This window comes from Sinomicrobium halophytocola, assembly GCF_052983395.1.
This window is the reverse complement of record NZ_JBRKIT010000017.1, coordinates 20,007-41,044: the sequence shown is the minus strand read 5'-3', so window position 1 is coordinate 41,044 and position 21,038 is coordinate 20,007. Positions and strand designations below refer to the sequence as shown.

Annotated in this window: 19 protein-coding genes; 12 read left to right on the top strand and 7 right to left on the bottom strand. The window is 35.3% G+C overall.

All coding sequences use genetic code 11. The features are described from left to right. Window positions 1–95 precede the first annotated feature (95 nt). The 3 genes from ACVBDY_RS06040 (at window position 96) to ACVBDY_RS06030 (ending at window position 2,033) form a co-directional block, all read left to right on the top strand. Window positions 96–569: a MauE/DoxX family redox-associated membrane protein gene (locus ACVBDY_RS06040; RefSeq protein ID WP_447174566.1), complete on the top strand. Its 474-nt coding sequence runs from the start codon at window positions 96–98 to the stop codon at window positions 567–569. A 7-nt stretch (window positions 570–576) separates the two neighbouring features. Beyond that, a complete protein-coding gene (locus tag ACVBDY_RS06035; RefSeq protein ID WP_447174565.1) occupies window positions 577–1,629 on the top strand; it encodes a hypothetical protein in 1,053 nt (350 codons plus the stop codon). A 101-nt stretch (window positions 1,630–1,730) separates the two neighbouring features. After that, complete coding sequence (locus ACVBDY_RS06030; RefSeq protein WP_112371317.1) at window positions 1,731–2,033, top strand: DUF6520 family protein; 303 nt, start codon at window positions 1,731–1,733, stop codon at window positions 2,031–2,033. Window positions 2,034–2,103: 70 nt separating this feature from the next. On the opposite strand, the gene ACVBDY_RS06025 is transcribed toward ACVBDY_RS06030, so the two are convergent. The 4 genes from ACVBDY_RS06025 to ACVBDY_RS06010 form a co-directional block, all read right to left on the bottom strand. After that, window positions 2,104–4,920 carry a M16 family metallopeptidase gene (locus tag ACVBDY_RS06025; RefSeq protein WP_447174564.1) on the bottom strand — a complete coding sequence of 939 codons (2,817 nt, stop codon included), beginning with the start codon at window positions 4,918–4,920 and terminating at the stop codon, window positions 2,104–2,106. After that, the gene (locus ACVBDY_RS06020; protein ID WP_447174563.1) at window positions 4,907–6,307 is read right to left on the bottom strand and encodes a RagB/SusD family nutrient uptake outer membrane protein; all 1,401 of its coding nucleotides are present in this window, start codon (window positions 6,305–6,307) and stop codon (window positions 4,907–4,909) included. The genes ACVBDY_RS06025 and ACVBDY_RS06020 overlap by 14 nt, the downstream gene beginning before the upstream one ends. Window positions 6,308–6,311: 4 nt before the next feature. Next, window positions 6,312–9,320, bottom strand: coding sequence for a SusC/RagA family TonB-linked outer membrane protein (locus ACVBDY_RS06015; protein ID WP_447174562.1), 3,009 nt, complete (start codon window positions 9,318–9,320; stop codon window positions 6,312–6,314). A gap of 151 nt (window positions 9,321–9,471) precedes the next feature. Further along, the gene (locus ACVBDY_RS06010) at window positions 9,472–9,684 is read right to left on the bottom strand and encodes a hypothetical protein (protein ID WP_447174561.1); all 213 of its coding nucleotides are present in this window, start codon (window positions 9,682–9,684) and stop codon (window positions 9,472–9,474) included. A 720-nt stretch (window positions 9,685–10,404) separates the two neighbouring features. Between ACVBDY_RS06010 and ACVBDY_RS06005 the strand changes: the two genes are divergently transcribed. The 7 genes from ACVBDY_RS06005 (at window position 10,405) to ACVBDY_RS05975 (ending at window position 17,178) form a co-directional block, all read left to right on the top strand. After that, complete coding sequence (locus tag ACVBDY_RS06005; protein ID WP_447174560.1) at window positions 10,405–10,995, top strand: hypothetical protein; 591 nt, start codon at window positions 10,405–10,407, stop codon at window positions 10,993–10,995. 161 nt (window positions 10,996–11,156) lie between these two features. Continuing rightward, window positions 11,157–12,557, top strand: coding sequence for an exodeoxyribonuclease VII large subunit (xseA, locus tag ACVBDY_RS06000; protein ID WP_447174559.1), 1,401 nt, complete (start codon window positions 11,157–11,159; stop codon window positions 12,555–12,557). Further along, entirely contained in the window at window positions 12,530–12,739 is a 210-nt protein-coding gene (gene xseB, locus ACVBDY_RS05995) for an exodeoxyribonuclease VII small subunit (protein WP_447174558.1), read from the top strand. The genes xseA and xseB overlap by 28 nt, the downstream gene beginning before the upstream one ends. A 118-nt stretch (window positions 12,740–12,857) precedes the next feature. Continuing rightward, complete coding sequence (locus ACVBDY_RS05990) at window positions 12,858–13,577, top strand: HNH endonuclease (protein WP_447174557.1); 720 nt, start codon at window positions 12,858–12,860, stop codon at window positions 13,575–13,577. Between the two features lie 292 nt (window positions 13,578–13,869). Next, a complete protein-coding gene (locus tag ACVBDY_RS05985; RefSeq protein ID WP_447174556.1) occupies window positions 13,870–15,333 on the top strand; it encodes a toll/interleukin-1 receptor domain-containing protein in 1,464 nt (487 codons plus the stop codon). Window positions 15,334–15,684: 351 nt separating this feature from the next. Further along, window positions 15,685–16,173 (top strand): hypothetical protein, encoded by a 489-nt coding sequence (locus ACVBDY_RS05980; RefSeq protein WP_447174555.1) that lies wholly within the window; start codon window positions 15,685–15,687, stop codon window positions 16,171–16,173. Window positions 16,174–16,488: 315 nt separating this feature from the next. Then, entirely contained in the window at window positions 16,489–17,178 is a 690-nt protein-coding gene (locus ACVBDY_RS05975; RefSeq protein ID WP_447174554.1) for a hypothetical protein, read from the top strand. A 419-nt stretch (window positions 17,179–17,597) separates the two neighbouring features. Here ACVBDY_RS05975 and ACVBDY_RS05970 read toward each other — a convergent pair whose 3' ends face one another. The 3 genes from ACVBDY_RS05970 to ACVBDY_RS05960 are packed head-to-tail and all read right to left on the bottom strand — an operon-like array spanning window position 17,598 to window position 19,288. Next, entirely contained in the window at window positions 17,598–18,095 is a 498-nt protein-coding gene (locus ACVBDY_RS05970; protein ID WP_447174553.1) for a DUF7689 domain-containing protein, read from the bottom strand. An 18-nt stretch (window positions 18,096–18,113) separates the two neighbouring features. Continuing rightward, window positions 18,114–18,545 carry a hypothetical protein gene (locus ACVBDY_RS05965; RefSeq protein WP_447174552.1) on the bottom strand — a complete coding sequence of 144 codons (432 nt, stop codon included), beginning with the start codon at window positions 18,543–18,545 and terminating at the stop codon, window positions 18,114–18,116. Window positions 18,546–18,547: 2 nt separating this feature from the next. Further along, window positions 18,548–19,288, bottom strand: a complete 741-nt coding sequence (locus ACVBDY_RS05960; protein ID WP_447174551.1) for a TIGR04255 family protein — start codon at window positions 19,286–19,288, stop codon at window positions 18,548–18,550. A 99-nt stretch (window positions 19,289–19,387) separates the two neighbouring features. Between ACVBDY_RS05960 and ACVBDY_RS05955 the strand changes: the two genes are divergently transcribed. Together ACVBDY_RS05955 and ACVBDY_RS05950 are read left to right on the top strand one after the other, a co-directional pair. Next, on the top strand, window positions 19,388–19,888 hold the full coding sequence (locus tag ACVBDY_RS05955; protein ID WP_447174550.1) for a MerR family transcriptional regulator: 501 nt from the start codon (window positions 19,388–19,390) through the stop codon (window positions 19,886–19,888). A gap of 441 nt (window positions 19,889–20,329) precedes the next feature. After that, window positions 20,330–21,004, top strand: a complete 675-nt coding sequence (locus ACVBDY_RS05950; protein WP_447174549.1) for a hypothetical protein — start codon at window positions 20,330–20,332, stop codon at window positions 21,002–21,004. The last annotated feature ends 34 nt before the right edge of the window (window positions 21,005–21,038 follow it).

The window sequence follows — 21,038 nt, the reverse complement described above, 5'->3', positions numbered from 1 at the left end:
TGTGCTTCCGGGTTTAACATCGGGGATTGTAATTTTACGTCATGGCCTGCTGTTCTAGTACAGTACGCTGAAAACATCTTAAAAACTACCCCGTTATGCAAGTTATATCCAGACACCGGAACGTCCTGGCAGTGCTCATCTGCCTGTTGTTTATCCTCCTCTTTGTGTATGCCGCCTGTACCAAGCTTATGGAATATGAAAAATTCCGGGTACAGCTGGGGCAGTCCCCTATACTAACATCCATCGGTTCATGGTTGGTTTGGACAGTGCCTGCCGCAGAGCTGGTCATTGCCGGGATGCTGGTGGTGCCCCGCCTGCGGCTTATGGCATTGTACGCCGCCTTTAGCCTGATGACCATGTTTACGGCCTATATTTTTATCATCCTTACCTATAGCCCTTTTGTCCCCTGCTCCTGCGGGGGTATCCTCGAAAAAATGGGCTGGGAAGAACACCTGGTGTTTAACAGTGTGTTTGTGCTGCTGGCCCTTACCGGCATACTGCTCCTCTCCCGGAAACAACCCGGTGTTGTTACCGGAAACTCCGAACCCTTACAAGCTCACCATAACTAACCGCGACATGAAAACAACGCTCCTTACCATAAGCTCCTGTTTTATACTCAGTATACTGGTCGTGGCCGGGCTGTTTGCCTGGTCCCGGCAAAAGACCCGTAAAGACAATGGGTTTTACCGGCTCTTGCCACCGCATCCGGCTATTAAAGTGAAGACTATGGATTTGAATTACAATTCCTATTATGTAGCCGGAACGGACAAAGATGTGGTGTACCTGAGTAATTATACCGCTCCGTTACACCTTGTTAAGGTAAGTTTACCTGACCTGGACACCACCCATATCCAACTCCGGGTGGATGAGCCGGAAATGAAATTTCGGAAGAATACGGAAGTGGCCATACGCCCTCCCTATTTCTATCTTATGGATGGAGTGACTCCCATGTTGAAAAGAGGAAAACTGAACGAATGGACGGCTCGTGACTTTATATATAACGAAGCCTATTTTTCTACGGCGGTACCTTTTGGCAGTGCTTCCCTCTTTATTGATGCCCTGAGCAACAAAACCAAAGAGCGCAGCCTGGGTATAGAGACCGATACTGAGCCTCATGTAAGGCTGGTGCCCGAAGTACTGGAAAAGCAATTGGACGGTATTTTCTGTACCAACGGAAAAATGCTGTACAACCAGGACCTGCACCATATGGTGTATGTATACTACTACCGCAACCAGTATATCGTAACTGATACCGCCTTAACGGTACAGTACCGTGCCCATACCATAGACACCATATCCAGGGTACGGATAAAAACGGGAACCATTAACGACGGCAAAACCAAAAAACTGGCCTCCCCGCCGTATGTGGTAAACAACAACGGGGCCACCTCCGGGAACTTCTTATATGTACAGTCTAACCTCATGGCTAAAAACGAAAAGCCGGAAGACTTTGAACACAAGACTGTTATTGATGTCTACGACCTGGTACGGCAGGACTATGCCTTTAGCTTTTACCTGCCCCCCTACCGGGAACAACGGGTATCCCACTTTTATGTGACCGGGGATTACCTGCTGGCCTTATATGGGCAACACCTGGTACTCTATAGCGTATACAATGAATTTACATAACGATACCAACAACATTTTTCGCGCGAGAAGTACAGGGTTATAGGCCCCTGTATAAATAACCGCCTGTACTCACTGATTTATTAATATTAAACTTTATTATCATGAAAAATTTTAAGTTTATTTTACCTGCAATGGTATTTGTAATGGCTATTGGAATGTCGTTTGCCTCCATATCCATAAAGGATGATACTCTGCAAACAGAGTATATTCAATTGACCGGGGAGTGTAGGAATATCACAGCAGGTTGTGATAGCTCTTCTTCACAAGACCCTCTTTGTGAAGTTCAATCCACGGTTACGGAGAATACTGCTTTCGTATTTCAAATACAGGATTCAGAAACAGTTTGTTCGCAACCGTTTAGGATGACAACTTCTACTCCTATTCCTATTGACGAAGACTTTTAATTGTCTATTGAATTGGGGGACTTACTTCCCCCAATTCTAATATATTAACATCATCAGACATTTAAAAAATCTAATTCTTACTCAGGGTAAAAGTAATTAAGTTAGCTTCATCCAGAATTTCATTAGCAAAATTTTGAATGTCACCAGATGTAACATTGTTTAAAGCGTTGTTTCGAAGAGAAAAGATATCATCACTTTCATCACCATCTCTGTATTGACCTACTAAATCTGATAGGCGTAGATTTGCCTTCCTTTTATAAATTAAATATATTCGATTTAAAGCATGCACGGCATAACTCATGTCCTTTTCCTTAATCCCATTATCTTTTATTTCTTCTAATTCTTCAAAAACAGCTTTTTGTACTGTTTCTTCTTCTCCGATTTTACACTCAGATACAATAGATAATTTTATCCAGTCGGGATTCCTATAGAATTTATGTGTTACACGAGGGTCATAAGATATATTATCATCGCTACGCAACCGATTAAAAATTATTCGATTCAATATCGTTGCAAGTATTTTAAATTTCGTTTCATTTTGTACAGTGTGTTGGATACTTTTGGTAAAACACATCTCAACCAATGCTCCATCATAGTCTTCCTTAACTTTAACAGTTTTTGGTCCATGTATAGCTATTCGCTGTACTTCAGCATTCATCTTATTACTCTTATTAAAATTTGGCAGGCTCCCTAAATAAAGATTAATGATAGGAATAACATTTTTTAAATCATAATCCCCAACAAAAACAAAAGTGAAATCTTCGGCAGTTGAAAACCGCTCCCTGTAGATTTGATAGGATTTCTTAAAATCTGTTTGGGCCAATCCTGCTAACCTGGTGGAATAACCCAATGTATTATGATCTCCTATAATATGGGCAATGGTATCATTAAATCTCTCTTTAGCTGTTACCTGTCCTTTTAAAAATTGCCGTTCGTTATTAAACCAATCTTTATATGCTTGTTCATTACAATTAGGATGAGTCAAATACAGATAAATTAATTGCATAAAATCTAAAAATTGATCTTTACCACATGAGCCTTTTATCCCTTCTTCGGAATGGTTTATATAAGGCATTAAATTTATAGATTTAGATTTCTGATATTCCCGTAATTTAAAATAGTCTATACTATTTACCCCACTATGTAAAATAATCCCGGCAGCATTATAAGCAGAAAAATAATCTTCAGATGTATATAAAGATGCTCCTCCCGGACTAAAACCATGTGCAAAAATTCTCTTTGATTTTTTTAACGGCTTTAATATCACTTTAACTCCATTATTTAGTTTTAACTCTGTTACTTCTTCTCCCTCTTTTATTTTATATGGTTTAGCGGCAAGTTTATCAATATCCGTTTCCGCCATTATTTTTTTAGGTAAACTATCATTTTTATAGGGAGAAACTTTAGTTCTCCAGGCTTGATCTATCCAACTTCTTATGGAAGCACTATCCAAATCTTTAATAGGACCGGGACTTAAAAGCACCAGGTCTGTAGATGTATCGGGACCGAATCTTTTCCCAAATTCCCCATTAACTTCATTAAGGGATATTTTATCAACCAGATCTATTTGCAATTCCTTTTTATCCTTCGGAAAAGCTTCCCTGGTAATAAAATGACTTAGACATTCTTCTAATACGATTTCATTATTCGAAAAGTCTTTGGCTTTAATTTCGCTGATTAACGCTTCTTTGATACTCACCAATTCACTCTTCGTAAAGCCATGGTCTTTAACTTGCTTTAATACTATTATAGCCGATTTTAGCATTGATTGAATCGAAGGCAAATCAGTAGTTTCCAAATCTATTACAAATACGGGATAGTCTTTTTGAAATTTAGCATCTATACCAATTACTCCAGAGTTATATTGTTTTTTGATTTGTTGTAACCGCCTTTTCAATAGGGCTCCGGTGACATTTTTAACCATCCTGTTTTTTAGGTCTATTTTCTTTATTATTTGACTTTCTTTTGGTTGCTTGAGATAAAGTTTCAACTTTGGGTTTGGCAGAATTCGATGTTCAATAATTATAAATTGCTCTTTATTTTTTAAATATTCTTCAGCATAGTTTCGTTGATTTCCTGTGTAATCAGAAGGTTCTAAATCAGAAAACCGATTTTTAATTTCTTCAATGATAACATTGGTGTCCATTTTTAAATCTCCCACAATAATTAACCCCATTTTTTCAGGTATATACCAATGCTTATAGAATTCATAGAAATCCTCTACGGTATAATCCTTCATAAGTTCAGATAGATTGAAGTGGCTTTTTCTACCGGGAAATAAAATTGGCACAGATCCTAAAGTATCCAATGGGCTTCTATATCCTTTTTGAAATTCTTGCAACACTTCGTTTTTTACCTGTACTGTATTCTTGCCAGAAAAATAAAGATTACCGGCAATATCCCTAAAATATGTAATTCCAGTAATAAAAGCCTTCCTATTAGCTCCCCGAAAGTTAAAATCATATTGGGTATAATCTCCAAATGTGCGAGCATTGGTATCGTATTTACCCCTCATCCCCAAATTGACAAAGTCAATATCTTGCCATATTCCATTTGGATGATGTAAAGTCCCTGTAAAGGGAATATGTTCTATGGCATGGGCTATTTGATTTTGGTTTAAAGTTTCATTACGAGATCCTGCTCTAACCACAAATGCCATTAATACCTCACCACTATTTGATGCTTTGTTGTTAAAAATATAGTAGGTAAAACCATTATCGAGTTTCCCATAAGTAATATCCGGATTTAAGGGTAAAGAGTCCAAGATCAAACGAGCTTCCAGGTTTTGCGATATGATTTCTGTCCGGGGAAACAAGCCTACCATCAGGGAAAGAATAAATGGCATGGCTTTTTCCATAATATGCACATTGAGTTTAATAGCCATCATTATTAGGTTTAAGGTTGGGGTTTTTGGTGATTTCGGTTTCCGGAATTGGGAATAAGATGTCTGTGGCCTGCCAGGTCGGTTTTAGTGTACCTAAAACGGCATCTGCGGTATTGGTCCGTTTTAAATCCAGCCAACGGTGACCCCATTCGGTAAAAAACTCTTTACGACGTTCTTGTAGAATGGTATCGAGTAAAGTCGACTTGGTTATTTCTGGCTGTACATCAACAATAAACGGTATTCCTGCCCGCTCCCGTATTTTGTCCAGGTCAGCAATAGCTTCATCCAACTTCTCCTGTTGCGCCCGGGCTTCAGCACGAATCAGGAATTGCTCGGCATATCGTAAAACAACAGAATATTCTAATGGAGTTCCAGTAGACAGCTTTACTTTGTATTTAAAAGGATAATAAAAGATAGGTTGATTTTCATCATTTGTATAGGTTCCAATCCAATTCATTAATCTTAAATCTTCATCTTCAAAAGAATTAACCAAGGCATTCCTAAGCTTAAACCGAGGGGATGAAGATTCAATAATAAACAAATTCCCCTCCTTCGTAGAACCCGCTAATACTGGTTTTATCTGCCATATAGCTTCATGACTATTTTTTAAAAAAACCAGATTTATATCATCTGATAATTCATATATTTCCGTGGCACCAATAACCTCTTCGGCCATCGTCTCGGCTTTTTCCCATTCTTCAATGTATAGGTAGACTCTTGCCAATAAAGCTGTCGCTGTATAGTAATTGGGTCGTGTACGATCCTCTCCTATATACGCTATACTCAGAAATCCTCTGGCTTCTTCTAAATCTGTTATAATTTGGGTATACACTTCTGTTTCCGAAGTCCTTGATATCAAAGCATTCTCCCGGTAATCCGTAGTAAACACTAAAGGAACATTGCCATAAAGATTTACAAGGTGAAAGAGCGTAAAAGCCCTAATAAACAATGCTTCCCCCTGCAATTGTTTTTTCACCTCCTCGGTAACCCCTTTTGAAGTTGCTAATCCCTCCAAAATGGCATTCGCCATGTAAATTGTATTATAGGCCGAAGACCACAGATAACCATTTCCCGAATTATTTATAGTTATATCATTTTGATTAAATTCAATATCGGTATCGGAAGTGGTAAAACCGGACTCTATTTCATCGGCTACCAAACCACTTATTACAGTTACGGAATTAGGGCCACCACTGGCAAAGTTGTTAGCATTAAACAAGCCATAGTATAATCCTTGTACTGCTGAAATAGCAGTTTCGTCGTTCTCAAAAACAATCTCGTCAACAATCATGGAGTTAGGCAGTTCAATATCTACAAAGTCCTTACATCCGACTATAGAGAAACAAAAAATTAAGATGCCTATCGTTTTAAAACTATATTTGGTTTTCATTATGTTAAAATTTTAATTGTACACCCCCGGTAATCATTTTAAGGGCTGGTAAAACATCTGTCCCCCTGGTAGCATATTGCGGATCCAACCCTATAAAATTGGTCCAGGTAATTAGGTTCTGTGCATGTAAATAAAGTTTACAGGATTTCATACCAATTTTCGAAATGAAGGCTTTCGGTAAGGTATAAGACAACGATATGTTTTTTAAACGGATAAAAGAAGCGTCACTATTGTAACCTATATCACTACTTTTCGCATAGCCGTATAATGTATTATTTGAAAGAAGTGTTGTAAAGTTTTGAGTGTTGGGATTATTCCATAGTTCTTCAGCTATATTTCCTGAATTGTTTGGCCCCCTACCCGAAGCATAGTTATGAACAAAACGATTGGCTACTCCTTTCTGTCTCACAAACTCCAGCAAAAAATCAAGTTGAAAATTTTTGAATTGTAACGTGTTATTTAGCCCACCATAGTACTTTCGTCCTAAGGGAATGGTCATAATACGGTCATCATAATTATACCTACCATCTTCATTCACATCACGCACCTGGTATAAACCTGTTTCCGGGTCAATTCCAGTATACTCATAGGCCAAGACAATATTTAACGGTTGCCCAACCCTATATCGATTGGCATAGGAAGACTGTTCTAAATCATCATACTTTACGAGGGTGTTTTTCGGCCAGGTGATATTAAAAGAAGTATTCCAACTAAGGTTAGCAGATTTAATGTTTAGCGTATGTACTTCCAGTTCCCAGCCCGTATTGCGAACCGTAGCCGGCATATTGGCCTGGACGGAGGAGAACCCGGTGACATCTGGTAAGGGATAACCTACCAATTGATTGGAAGAACGATTATAATACCATCCTATCCCGGTACGGATCCGGTCTTCCAGGAACCCGATGTCCAGGGCAGTTTCCAGTTTTTTATTGACCTCCCAGCCATAGTCCGGATTGGCCAACTGTGTGGGGTATAAACCGCCAGGTCCATTAGTAGGTTGGTAAATAGCATAATAGCCATAATCCGGAATTTGATCGTTCCCCGTGGTTCCGTAACTCCCTCGTAACTTTCCGAAGTTTATGAAAGGTAAGGCCTTCCTAAAAAGAGTTTCTTCGGAGAAAATCCATGCAGTACCTACCGCACCAAAGTTACCAAAACGGTTTCCGGGACCAAACCGACTTGAACCATCCCGACGTCCGGTCAAGTTAATAAAGTACTTTTTGTTCCAATTAAAACCGATTCTACCAAAAATTGCAGTGTATGCATACTCCGAATTGTTTTGTTTTGCGGAAACATTAGCTGCTGCACCCAAATTACCTATTAAACTTTCATTAGCGTAACCTTCCCCGTTCAGAGATAGTGCAACATATTCATTTTTCTGAAAGGTAGTCCCCACTAATACATCCAGTTTTGCATGACCTAAAGTTGTTGCGTAAAATAACTGGGGTTCAACAATCCATGACTTTCTTTTCGTATTACCATGTTGAGAACTATGGGAAACTCTTGATTGGTCTCTGGGCCTATAACTACTCTTGGGAATTTTTACCGTTTCTTCTACATTCAAATCGGTATATCCCAAATTAACTTTTAAAGATAGATCAGAGAAAAAAGAGTATTCTAAAGAAGAATTAACAATAAAATTATCGGTCTTAATTTCCTGTTCCTTTTGCTGACCCGCAAAAGGGTTGGACCACGTTTCATTTTCCCAGTTTAATTCCCCTCTATCGTTATAAATACGAGGAGCATTTGGAGATAACCAAATAGCTTGTCCAACTAAATTTAAATCAGCAAATAATCGATTATGGTCTACACCATAATTAAGGGAGAGTACCGCCTGGAAACGGTCATCATTGGACCTGTGATTCAGGTTTAAATTCCCGGTAAGTTTATGATACCCAAAATTACCCGGAAATACGGTCGTCTCCTGATGGTAAGAGCCTCCCAGCAAAAAAGAAGTACGGGCACTACCTCCGGAAACACTACCGTTTATATGGGTAATATTGGCGGAACCACCAATGAATTCCTTTTGCCAGTTTGTATAACGATTTTGATCCCAGGTGCCATTAATGTCGTAAGCAATAGCCGGGTATTCCGTAATACCGTCATTGGCAAAGGCTTCCCGGCGCATTTCCAAATATTGCCCGGTATTGAGCAAGTCCATGGTGTTTGATACCTTACCTACCCCGGTATATAGGTTAAAGTCATAAATCGTTTCTTCCGCACCTTTTCCCTTTTTAGTGGTAATGAGTACCACACCATTGGCCCCGCGAGAACCATAAATAGAAGTGGCATCAGCATCTTTTAATACCTCAATACTTTCTATATTGTTCAAATTAATGGTTTGTAAGGGATCAATTCCTTGATCTGCGGGCATCAACCCTCTGGTTGATATGGGATCGGAAGACACAGGAACCCCATCTATAATATATAAAGGAAAACTGTCACGCCCTAAACTATTACGTCCCCTTATTTGTATTCCAGTATAAGAACCTGGCACACCACTAAACTGATTTATTTCTACTCCTGCCATCCTACCTTGAAGAGATTGTATGGGATTGGCTAAAGGCTGTAGTTCAATATCTTTTAATGTGACCCTGGCAATACTCCCCGTCCTTTCCCGTTCCTTTACCGTATAATACCCAGCATTGACCGTAACCTCCCCCAGGGCCATGACATCCTCCTGTAATACCACATTCAGCGTAAGCCGCTCCCCTACCCTTTCTTTCCGTGTTTTAAACCCTACAAACGAATATACCAGGGTATCCTGCGCAATGGCCGTAAGGGTATAGGAACCGTCAAAACCGGAGATCGTGCCCTGCCCTTTGCCGGACACGATAATATTGACCCCGCCCAGCGGCTCGCCGTTACTGTCGGTAACCGTTCCGGTTACCTGGTGTTGGTCATCAATTTGTAAGGGGGGTAATGCCATTGCAGGCAACGGTAGGTTAAGTAAAATAAAGGCAATAGTTATGGGGCACCAGCAGGACAGGCCCGCTAATGTGGTGATCTTCATAATTTTAATATTTGAGTGTTAGCTAAAAAGCCCTGTGGGGTTACAGGCTAGAGGTTGCGGGTTCCGGGTTCCAAGTTCCAGGTTCCAGGTTCCAGGTTCCAAGTTGCAGGTTCCAGGTTACAGGTTACAGGTTCCGGGTTCCGGGTTTGTTTTAATTCCTGAAACTGGCCGGAGGGGTGGTTCCTGGGCCCTGCCGAAGGGTGGTTCCTGAGCTTCGTCGAAGGGCCAGTGCATCCAGTTTTTGTAAGCACTCCCGGAGTTCCCCGGTAAGGGTATCATGGCTTTTGCGTAACTGCCGGAAGGTTTCCAGTTCGGCGTTACATGCCTCTTGTAACTGTTCCAGTTTTTGGTGTGATTTTTTCATAATAAGCGTGTTAATGTGTGAGTATTAAAAACCGACCACCATGCTTTAAGAAAGCAAATTTGCATGTAAAGGGAAAAGCTATTACTTTTATTGGCAGTGTGAGTACCCGATAGGTGTAACGGTCTTTTACCCCTGTGGCAAACCTATGGTGTTTTTCCGCAGGCACGAGGCCGGTGTTACCGGACAACATTGCATGGCCTGACGCCTTTGCTTTTGCCGCCGGTTGCGCCCGCGTCATTCAGGAGCACGTTTTTGTTTTTTTGAAATGGGTTGTAGTGATTGGGGTTGTGGCTGCCGGTTGCAGCACAGGGCAAAGCCTGTTGCCGTAAAATGCTCTGGTGGGTGTTTTTTTCTCGTCGTTTTCATAATCGTGCTGGTATGGTTATGACAACGATGTGTACTCGGGAAGCTTAGGAATATTAAATTGGTATAAGACCAGTACGCGCCCTCGCAACTTAAGTTCGTGGTTCCGCCAGAACCTCCTTTCATCCTAAAGGAATCAAGGTTGCCCCGAAAGTTAACGAGGAACGCCATACTGGAATATATCACGAAGATAGTAAATTCCAGCAATAGGCGATCACTCGGTCAACTCGTGGCAATCTGGCGGATTTCGAACGAGTCAACATCGTCATAATAAGGGAGTATCCCCTATTCGGTGTCGCTATTATAGAACAAAGATAAAAAACTAATCGACATAAACAAATTTTATTAATCGACTAAATGAAAAAACATGCAAATATCGATGAAAAAGAGATATTCCTCAAGAACATTTCTAACATCGTTATGCACTTAAAACTAAGCAAATCTAAGTTCAATAAAAAGTTGGGCTGGTCAACCAATAAATTATCTAATATTCTTGCAAGCAAACAAGAACCTCTATTGAAAGATATCAAATGCATAAGAAGAGTTCTGGGATTAACGACAACTGATCTTTTGACAAGAATTCTAAATAAATCTGAAATTGACAGGTTAAAGGATAGGACTACGGATATTAAATTGGTAAGAAATACTTCTACAACGAGCAATTCCGGAAAACCTATGTCCTATATCATTGTATTACTACATAAAACCTATAATTTAAAAAGTGAGTTTACGAAAAAGGAGATAATTAACTCACTACCAAAGAAATTTGCTGATTACTCTATTGAATGGGAGAAAACCAGACTCAAGGCACATATTGCAAAGGCAGGAGAAAGAATCAATGCGGACAATAATATTGAATACACATTTAGACTGATAAAGAAATTACCATCGAAAATGGTGGAGCAAGCGGTACTGGATGTTGGTGATGATTGGTTAAATAAGAATTAAGAGTTTGTTAATGCAGTATATAAGTGGATAAGTACGAATGATATCTACAATAAGGAGATCTTCGAAAAAATATTGCCCATGTAAAGATTAAAAGAGTGGCGTTGACATAATATTTAAAACACCGTACATATCAATTAACCAGAACCAAAATTAGAATAGAATTGTCTTCATTACCAACATATTATTCCTTGTCTAAAATACTTAATAGGGTTAAAACTATTATAGATGATAATATAATAGGTAAAAGATTTTGGCTAAAAGTGGAAATAGCCAATATCAATTTTCATAGATCTGGACATATATACCTTGAGCTTGCTGAAAGTCAAAATGGTAAAACTGTTGCCCGATGTAGAGCCAATATTTGGAGTTATAATGTGCAGCAAATAAAGCATGCATTAGGAAAAGATTATGGTAACATTCTAAAAAAGGGAAATGAAATATTATGTTATACAAGCATTCAGTTTGATACAGTCTATGGTTTAAGTTGTATTATAACAGATATAAGTCTGGAATTCGCAGTTGGCCAAATAGAAAAGAAACGACAGGAGATCATAAATAGGCTTAAGAATGAAGGTCTTTTAGATTTAAACAAGAAAGTTCCAGTACCTCTAGTTCTTACCAATATTGCAGTAGTAGCCTCTAGGGATACCTCCGGATATCAGGATTTTATTAAAAATATTCAGGAAAACCAGTATGGTTATGTATATAATCTAGATATTTTTTCCGCTACCGTCCAAGGAAGTGGTGCAGAGGTCGAAATCCTTGATAGGCTTCAAACCATAAATAGAAAAAAGTATGATTGTGTTGTAATTATTAGAGGAGGGGGGTCTAAGATGGATTTGGACATTTTTAATTCTTATGAAATATCGAGACAGGTAAGTCAAATGCAAAGTGCAGTATTTTCCGGTATCGGTCACGAAACAGATACAACAGTACTGGATTTTGCAGCGAACAAAGCTTTTAAGACACCAACAGAAGTTTCCAATTATATCGTAAACAAGACCTACAATTTTGAAAAGGGGGTTGTTAATAATTATGAGTTAATCATGGAAAGGTATATTAAGCTGATGGACAGAAAGCAAGGAAATTTAAAGCTGTTTACCGAAGGTATAGCCAATGCATCTAATAGTTTTACCCGTTTGCGTAGAGGTTCTTTACATACGCTGATGAATCGCATAGTTTCTGAAACAAAGAAATTTATTAATCAAGAGAACAGCAAGCTGTCATCGAGCAATAAAGAAAGTTTACACGAAAGTAAGAGATTGCTTTACAACAGGATAGAATACATACATAAACAACGTGAAATGCTTGTCCTTTTGGTGGAGAATGTTATCAATACAAGAAGAGCCTATTTAACCAATGCTTTTGTATTGGTGTCCTCCAGTAGTCCTACAACAGTTCTCAATCGGGGATTTACTATACCAAGGGTAAATGGGAGCCTTTATTCCGGAGAAGAACTGACCAAAGACACCATTATTAAACTGGAATTCAAAAATGCGGTTATAGTTACCAAATATGTAAAAAAGGAAAAACAATGGAAAGTAAATCCGTTTCAGAGTTAACTTATGAAGAAGCATCGAACGAACTCGAGTCCATTCTTCAAAAATTAAGAAACGATGAGGTGAGCATCGATAAGCTGGAAGAGGTAGTTACTAGAGCTGCGGCATTATCCAAACTTTGTCAGGATAAATTGCGTAATACAGAAGCAAAAGTTCAGGAAATAATTGACAAACTAGGACTTTAGTACCTGCAAAAACAAAATCTGAGACTAGTTTTAATATCCTCATATCCCTAACCTATTTGGTATTACACAAGATTATCAAAACTAAATAGAAATAGCTAATTTATACAAAGATTTTAATATGCGTAACCCCAAGTGGCATCCGGATGAAATTTTATTGGCTCTGGATTTATATTTTCGCTTAGAACCGGGGCAAATCTATGCTAGAAATGAAGAAATAATCCAAATATCTAATCTTCTTAAGAAACTGCCTATTCATAAGATCATTCCAGACATTACCAAATTCCGCAATCCCAATGGTGTAAGTTTAAAGCTTAGCAATTTTTTAGCCATCGATCCAAACTATAAAGGAAAAGGCATGCAAGCTTATAGCACACTTGATAAAGAGCTCTTTGACAAGTTTGTCGATAATAAAGAGGAATTAAAGCGAATAGTACAACAAATAAAGTCTACACTAAACGGTGATATCAACCTTCAACTTCACCATATAGAAACAGAAGAAAAGGAGTTTTTCGAAGCTAAAGAGGGCGAGATTATTTACAAACTACATAAGCTAAGAGAGCGCAACCCTACCCTAACCAAGAAAAAGAAAGACAGCTACTACAAGAAACACGGCAAATTGGATTGTGAGGTTTGCGGGTTTGACTTCTATGAAGTGTATGGTGAATTAGGGAAAGGGTTTATTGAATGCCATCATCGAGTGCCCTTAGCCCAGTTGGACGGGAAGTCTAAAACGAAGCTAAAGGATTTGGCTTTGGTTTGTGCTAACTGTCATAGAATGTTGCATAGGGATATGGGGAGTATTGGGGTTGAGGAGTTGAGTAAGATGGTGAGAAAATAGGTTTACTTTTCTTTTTTTGTTGTTTTTACGGGAATCCACATATCTTTTTTGGAAAGATTTGTTTACTTTGAGAAATGGCAATCAAACATCAACCTAATAGAAAATAATATGAATGAAAAAAGAATTTCTTAAGAATAGTTGGAGAGAAAACTTTCTTTTCAAAGTCTATTCTAATACCTCTGTACATTTTAAAGAGAACTTTTGGTCTATATGAAATTGAATAACCATTATTTAACTGACAAATGACTAAAATAGGGTATCATATGCATTCTGATATTCTTAGTTTCCTCCAATGATCTTATATATGCAACAAATGTTAAAGAAAATATTTATTTCCTACAGTTGGAAGCCTCGAAGTAACAAAATGATTGTCACCGAATTGGCTGAAAGACTAACAAATGATGGAATTCACGTAATTTTAGATGATTGGGACTTAAAGGAAGGTCAAGATAAGTACCATTTTATGGAACAAATGGTTAATGATGAAACTGTAGACAAAGTACTATTAGTTTGTAATAAAGAATATGCTCTAAAAGCAAACAAAAAACAAGGAGGAGTTGGAATAGAGAGCTTGATTATATCAGACGAAATATACAATCAAGTCGAACAAACCAAATTTATTCCAATAATAATGGAATACGAGAATGACAAACCTTGTTTGCCAACATTTGTAAAAACACGAATTTACATTGATTTAAGTAAGGAACAGATTTACGAAGAAAACTATGATAAACTTATAAGGAATATATATAACAAACCCATTTCTAAAAGACCTCCTATTGGTAAAATGCCAATTCATTTAGAGGACGAAAATCCAGTTTTTCTGCCAACTGCTCATAAAGTTAATCAAATAAAAAACTCACTTTTAAACAACAATAAAAACAGCATATTATTAATCAAAGATTATCTACAAACTTTCATTGAAAGTTTATTAATTTTTAAACTTGACCAACAGAAAGATGAAATCGATAATTCCAATTTTATTGAAAAAGTAGAATTATCTATCGAGCAACTTCAACCTTTAAAATTAGATTTCATTGAGTTTCTAAATGTTATTTGTAAATATTCATCAGAGGTTTATGATGATCTTCTTATTGATTTTTTCGAGAATTTGCTTCAATTCTATGAAGATAATGCAATTGAATTGGAGCCTGGAAATAGTTTTAATAATATTATTAATGATAATTACAGGTTTTTTAATTATGACCTTTTTTTAAACTTTGTTTCCGTGATGATAAAACTGGAAAAATTTAAATCATTAGGGATAATTTATAGCAGTTCCTTTATTGTGACGAGGAAATATAATAACAAAGCTGAACCTGTCAATTTTGTAGATTTCAGAAAATACAATTACACCTTAAATGAACATAAAAGTAAAGGAATTAATCCAAAAAGAGTAAATGTTGTTGCAGATTTAATAAAAAAATATTCAACAGTAGTAAAATTTGAAGAAAACATATCTTCTGATATTTTAAGTTATTATATGTCCCTGATTTATCCTCCAAAAAGAGGTTATGCAGATCAATGGTTTCCTGAAACAGGTTATTATAATTCTGGGTATTCTGCTCTATTCCCGAAAATAATATCCAAAAGATATTTCGAAAAGATTAAGAGACTGTTTAACGTAGATAATATTGAGTCATATAAAGAATTAATAAATCAAGTCAAAGAAAAGGATAATGTTCAACGGGGCTATAATAAAATTCCAAAAATTGAGAACGGACTTAATCTCGAAAATGTTTGTAAACATGAATAATAGAATTTTGGGGAATAACTAAGCGTTTGTGCGGCCGGTACGTACGCCCTATCATGAACGTAGTGTGACAGGAAAAAGTTTTAAAGTGGATTAGGGTATTATTAAATTAAGGAGAAAGTCATCCCGAATTTGATCTAAAGATGACCGGAGGATTTTGTTTCATATTTATACTATAAAGTGTATATACATATGTTAGTGACGATTAAATACTAAGATTAAAACAACTAAATGTCAAATAAAAATACAACATGATATCAAGAGTGGCTGAATGATGAAAAATTAGTTAACACCTTAACCCAAGTAGTAAAAGAGACAAATGGTGAACTTTTGCCTTGTAGGGAACCCTGAAGTATGAATAGATACATAAAAGCAATGGAAATAGGTAATGCCTATGAAAAGGAAGGTATAACCTATTATGAATTAAAAGATAAGTTACGCATTGAATTCGATGTAAATAGTGAAACCACTTTTGTTAAATGGTTTATGAAATACTTTGATACTGCAATTGATTACACGATTAGAACTCCAATAAATACTTCATATCTAAATGAATTGACATACCAATTTATTCTAAAAAATCACAATTGTGAAGGCAGGTTTCAGATTATACAAAAAACCTTAGAGAGTAAAAGTTTTCTTACCGGTGAAGCATCCAAACAATACCTGGAATACATAGAATTAAAAGAATCCAGGGAATCATCAAAATTGGCAATTGAAAAAGCTGAGGAATCAATTAAATTAGCTAAGAAATCCACAAATCTTGCTCGTTGGGCTTTAATAATTGCCATAATAACAAGTGTCATATCTATAGTGTTCTCCATAGCAGAATTTAATAAGTAACCAACCATATACTCACACCCCCGTTGTGATGTAAATATTGATAAGACTTTAGATATGAACGTTACTAACCCAATTATTATTGATACAATTAAAACTAAATAATAATTAGTGTTCAATATAATAGTATCAACACCCCGCTCAATGAAGTGTTCAGAGCGAATGTCTCTGACTTCGCAGCCTATGCCCTATTTATACTAAACCCATTTTTTAATATTTACTATTGATAATGCCTGCTTTTGGTTGGTACTTTTTTGTTTTTTACGGGAATCCGTATGAATAATTGAAGTAATTTTAGTTTGTCATTAATAATATAGCATGAAAAGAATTCTAATCTATTTTACCATTATAATCGGTGCATTACTAGCAATTGTTATTTTACCACATCTTCTGTTATCCTATTCCATATTTCCCTTCCCCGAAGGAAGTGAAGGACTTTCTATACTAATAAATAATGCTACCAGCCCGATCATTTCAATATTAACTTTGATGGGAGTTTTCCTTGCTTATTTTTCGCAACAAAAAAATCACAGGGAACAGATGAAACAGCTTAGGCTTGAATCTCATTATAATTTCATCAATGATTTATATAATAAGGTTTCTCAAGATTTTTATAAGGATAACGAGAAAGGGCTTAGGCTACAACATGGTAAAATCATTGGGATAATTAATTCCTACAGGTCAGGGCAGCATCCGTCTTCTACTATGGAAGCTGACCAAAAAGAACTTACAGCAAGGATTAGTAAATATAGATATCATCTTGATAATTATGGGATGTTAGCAGACCAAATTTTGGGATCGGAATTAATAAATGCAAAATTATATAAGATTTTCAGTAAAAAAATACTGTCTGATCTAGAACTATTATATAATAAGCCACTAAAAAAAGTACTGGATCAGAAAACAAATAAAAAGCATAATTCACATAATTTGACCCCACTTAAAAAAATCATAGAAGATTATTTTATGGATGTCAATAAACTTATTAAAAAAATACATCAAATGTGATTTAGGATATCAACAGCATACTAAGACGTGTTTATACTAATATGCATATGTAATGTATAAAATCAACTATACAACAGCTATATTTCTCATTGGCAGTACACAGATAACCTATGCAAGACAAAATTGAAAAGACAGGAAATAATTATCATCTGAAATTAAACTGGATTTTTGACTATTTCCAAAAATTATAAAAGAATAAAACATGAGTAATAAAGCTTCTATTAGTAGGCTAAAAATCATTTTATCACTTCCTAATTTGTCTCCTTTTTCAGTTAGTTTTTTTGTTTTTATGGGAAACCACAGTAATGTGTGCTTCAAATCAGGTATTATATTGTATTAATTTATAATTATTAGCAGTTATATGTAAATAAAAAATTAATTTCTTAGACTTTCAAAAATAATATGGAGTATTGATTAATTTACATCATGCTTTTTTTCATAAATGCAGTAACTGTCCCATAGGACTCAGATTCAATAGTATATGGATTCCCATGATGAATTAAAAAAGACCGTCCCAACTTACTTGACCAAACTCCCTTATTCTTACCATAAGTCAATTGCCTTGAAGCATGAGTTGCTTCACCTTTTTTTTCATAAAATGCGACCTTTTTATAACCTTCTTCATAATCCCCATCTATACATTTGACGTAACCTAATTGACCAAATATTTCAGTCAGTATTCTTATGGAAAACTCGTCATCTACTCCAAATGGCCAATCTAATTTAACGCCATCCAATCTAATTGTAGGTCTTTTCTCCAAAGGCAAACTTACCCACCAACAATCAGTAACATTAGCAGCCCAAGCTATACAATTATAATTAGGACTGGCTTTATCTACAATTTCAAAAACCTTATCGTCTTTTAATTTTGGAAATGCATTAATGATCTGATTTCTATTTACTTCAGAATTTATCAATGAGGTACTATCTAATCATTAAACATTTTGAATTCTACCACTACGATAAGCTTTAACCCATTTTTTACATACCTGTTCAATAGTTTCTCGTCCACTTGAACTCATAGACTTTCCTGTGATTATATTTAGAGCCCAAACTAAAACACTTGGTTCTTTTTCAATTTCGTCAATGATTAATGGTACTACCTTGGCACCCAATTCTATAATCCTTTTGAAATTATCATCTTCAATAATGTTAGAAATTGAAGATTCAAAAGCAGTATTTTGTTCCCATAAATCAACTAATGTATCAAACTTGTCTTTTAAATAAATATTTTCAAATAAATCCTTATCTAATTTAATATCTTCATAATCATTTGGAATTTGCCGAGCACTTTCTTCTTTAATATTTTCTATTTTGGTGCTTTCGATCTTGACATTTGATGGTGGTAAATCAATGATAAGTGGCATAATCAACTTATTAGTTTTTTGGTTTCTTCTGTAATTCCATCATTAAATAATTGATTTTTTTTATCTCTAATTTTCTCAAATAAAGATAATATTAAATCATTATCATTTTTTATCTTATTATTATAGAGCACATCTATATCAAAAATATATGGAACGGAATCTCTTAATGGAGTGTCTAATATATGACTTATATTTATTTTAAAATTATTTTCTTTATCAAGTGAAGCAAACTTAAATTGAAAATTATTAACTGAAAAGGTGTTTTTATCATCCTTTATAAAGGTAGTGAAATATTCACTAATGTCTTTTAAGTCTAAGGGTAAGTTTATTTTATTGACATATCTTAATGAGATTCCATTTAATTCTTTTATTTCAAAAGCATCATTAAATATATCCCAAAACTTAAACGACTTCTCTTTGAAACTATCCCATCCAGTATATTTTCCATGAGACTGGAAGGTGAATTTTGTTTCTGTTATAGTAAAAATTTCTTGTCGATTTTTTGACATTACTTGAATACCATAAAATTGTTTATCCTTTAAAGAAACACTCGTTTCACTATTGTCATTATTCACTACAATATTTTGAACAAATCTTTCATTAACAATAGGATAATCTGATTTAATCTTTTTGGCTATTTCTTTAACCATATTAATATCAAAACTCTCAATCTTATCATATCTAAATTGAATCATAGATAAAATAATAGGAGCATTTTCATAATAGGTATTATTATCTGCCATTTTGTTTTGAATATTAATTAGTGAAAATTACTATGCAAATTTAGAGCTTATTAAATTAAAAATTATACATTTACGTATAATTCAGCCTTAGCTTTTAAAATGGATATTGAAACCCTAAGACTACTTTTATATAAAAAATCATTTAATAAAAAAGATTTATCTGTTTCGTACAGAACATTAAATCATTATGATGAATATGGTATTCTCCTTCAAGAAAGAAAAACAACTAATCAATGGCGAAAATTTAATGCAATTGAATACGTTTGGATAGAAATGATAATAATACTAAGAGAGCTAGGAATGCCTCTATCAAAAATTTTAATTCTCAAAAATAAATTATTTAAAGAAGGAACAAAAGGAAGTATAGACAAAGCAAATTTCATAATAAAATCATTTGAAGAAGAGATAATACTTTCCGTAATAAAAAACTATGATCTATATATTCTCGTTTTTATTGATTGTAATTATACATTTCATGATAGCTTATCTTTACAGCAATGGAACAATGGTATTTATAAAAATGAACCTCATATAAACGTTCCTCTAACCAACTTAATACAAGAAGCATTAAATAAATTAAATAATTTAGAAACATCTTAATCGGATATCTAATCCCCTGTTCTACAAAATATTTAAGACTCTGTGAATGTCCCCGCTCTCCGAAATGTCATATGCTAGGCGAATGTCTCTGAATTCCCAGCCTATATTAAGGGCATAAAAACTAATATGAACCACTCAAAGCCGTGGTTGAGGAATTGTACAAAAAATGGTAATCTGCCATTATATTATTGATATTTTACTATATTTATAGACATATTGATGACTTTTTAATAAAGCAGCAATACACTCCCCCCTACTTTTGCCCGGAATGAAATTCTTTGTTTTGGATGGTTTTTCTTGTTGGTTTTGTTGGTTGATTTTTGGGAAAATGATTTGGTTTACGGGAATCCACAGTAGAGTTTTGAAGTTGTTTTGTTTCTTTGGAGGAAGCTAATTTATAACTCTTCGTCTTTAAGAGATTTATATGTAATAATTCAAAAAATGGAGAAAGTAACTATCAAAAATCTAATTGATTTTCGCCAAAAAAGTAAGCGAGCACGAATCACCTTTGTCAATAATTTAAAAAAAGAAAAAAAATTAGATGATGGTTCTTCTGGCGGGGATTATTGGATTAGCTGCCTAAGCGCAATTAGTAATGCTTTCAGATATGATAATAAGGACCTATTAGAAGAAAAGATTGATTTATTGAGAGACAAAATTCAACACACACAAATCAAAAGAATACAAGATCAGTTTCAAAGGAATATTGATATTTTAGCAAATTTCCAGGATTTTGATTTTCAACACCTAAAGCCAAATTTGGAATTGGCTTTTCTCAAACGACCAAAAGTTAAATCAATCATTATAGTCAAAGACTTTCCCATTGAGGTAAAACCAAGCTATGTTTTTTCCTTTTCAGAAAATAACAGTGAAGAAATTGGGGCGGTTTGGTTTGTTGTAAAACTAGGTGGCTTCAAAAAAAGTGAATTAGGAATGTTTGCAGATATAATGTATCGATATTTAGACAAGCATTATTCCAAGGACTTTTTTGTTAATCCAAATTATTGTATTGCCGTGGACTTATTCAATGGTCAAGAAGTAAGATATTCGGAAATCCAAAATGGAGATATTCCTATATTAATTGATACAACTATTGAGGAGATTAAAAGGACATAACAAAACTAAGATAAGGTAATAGTGCATGTATTGT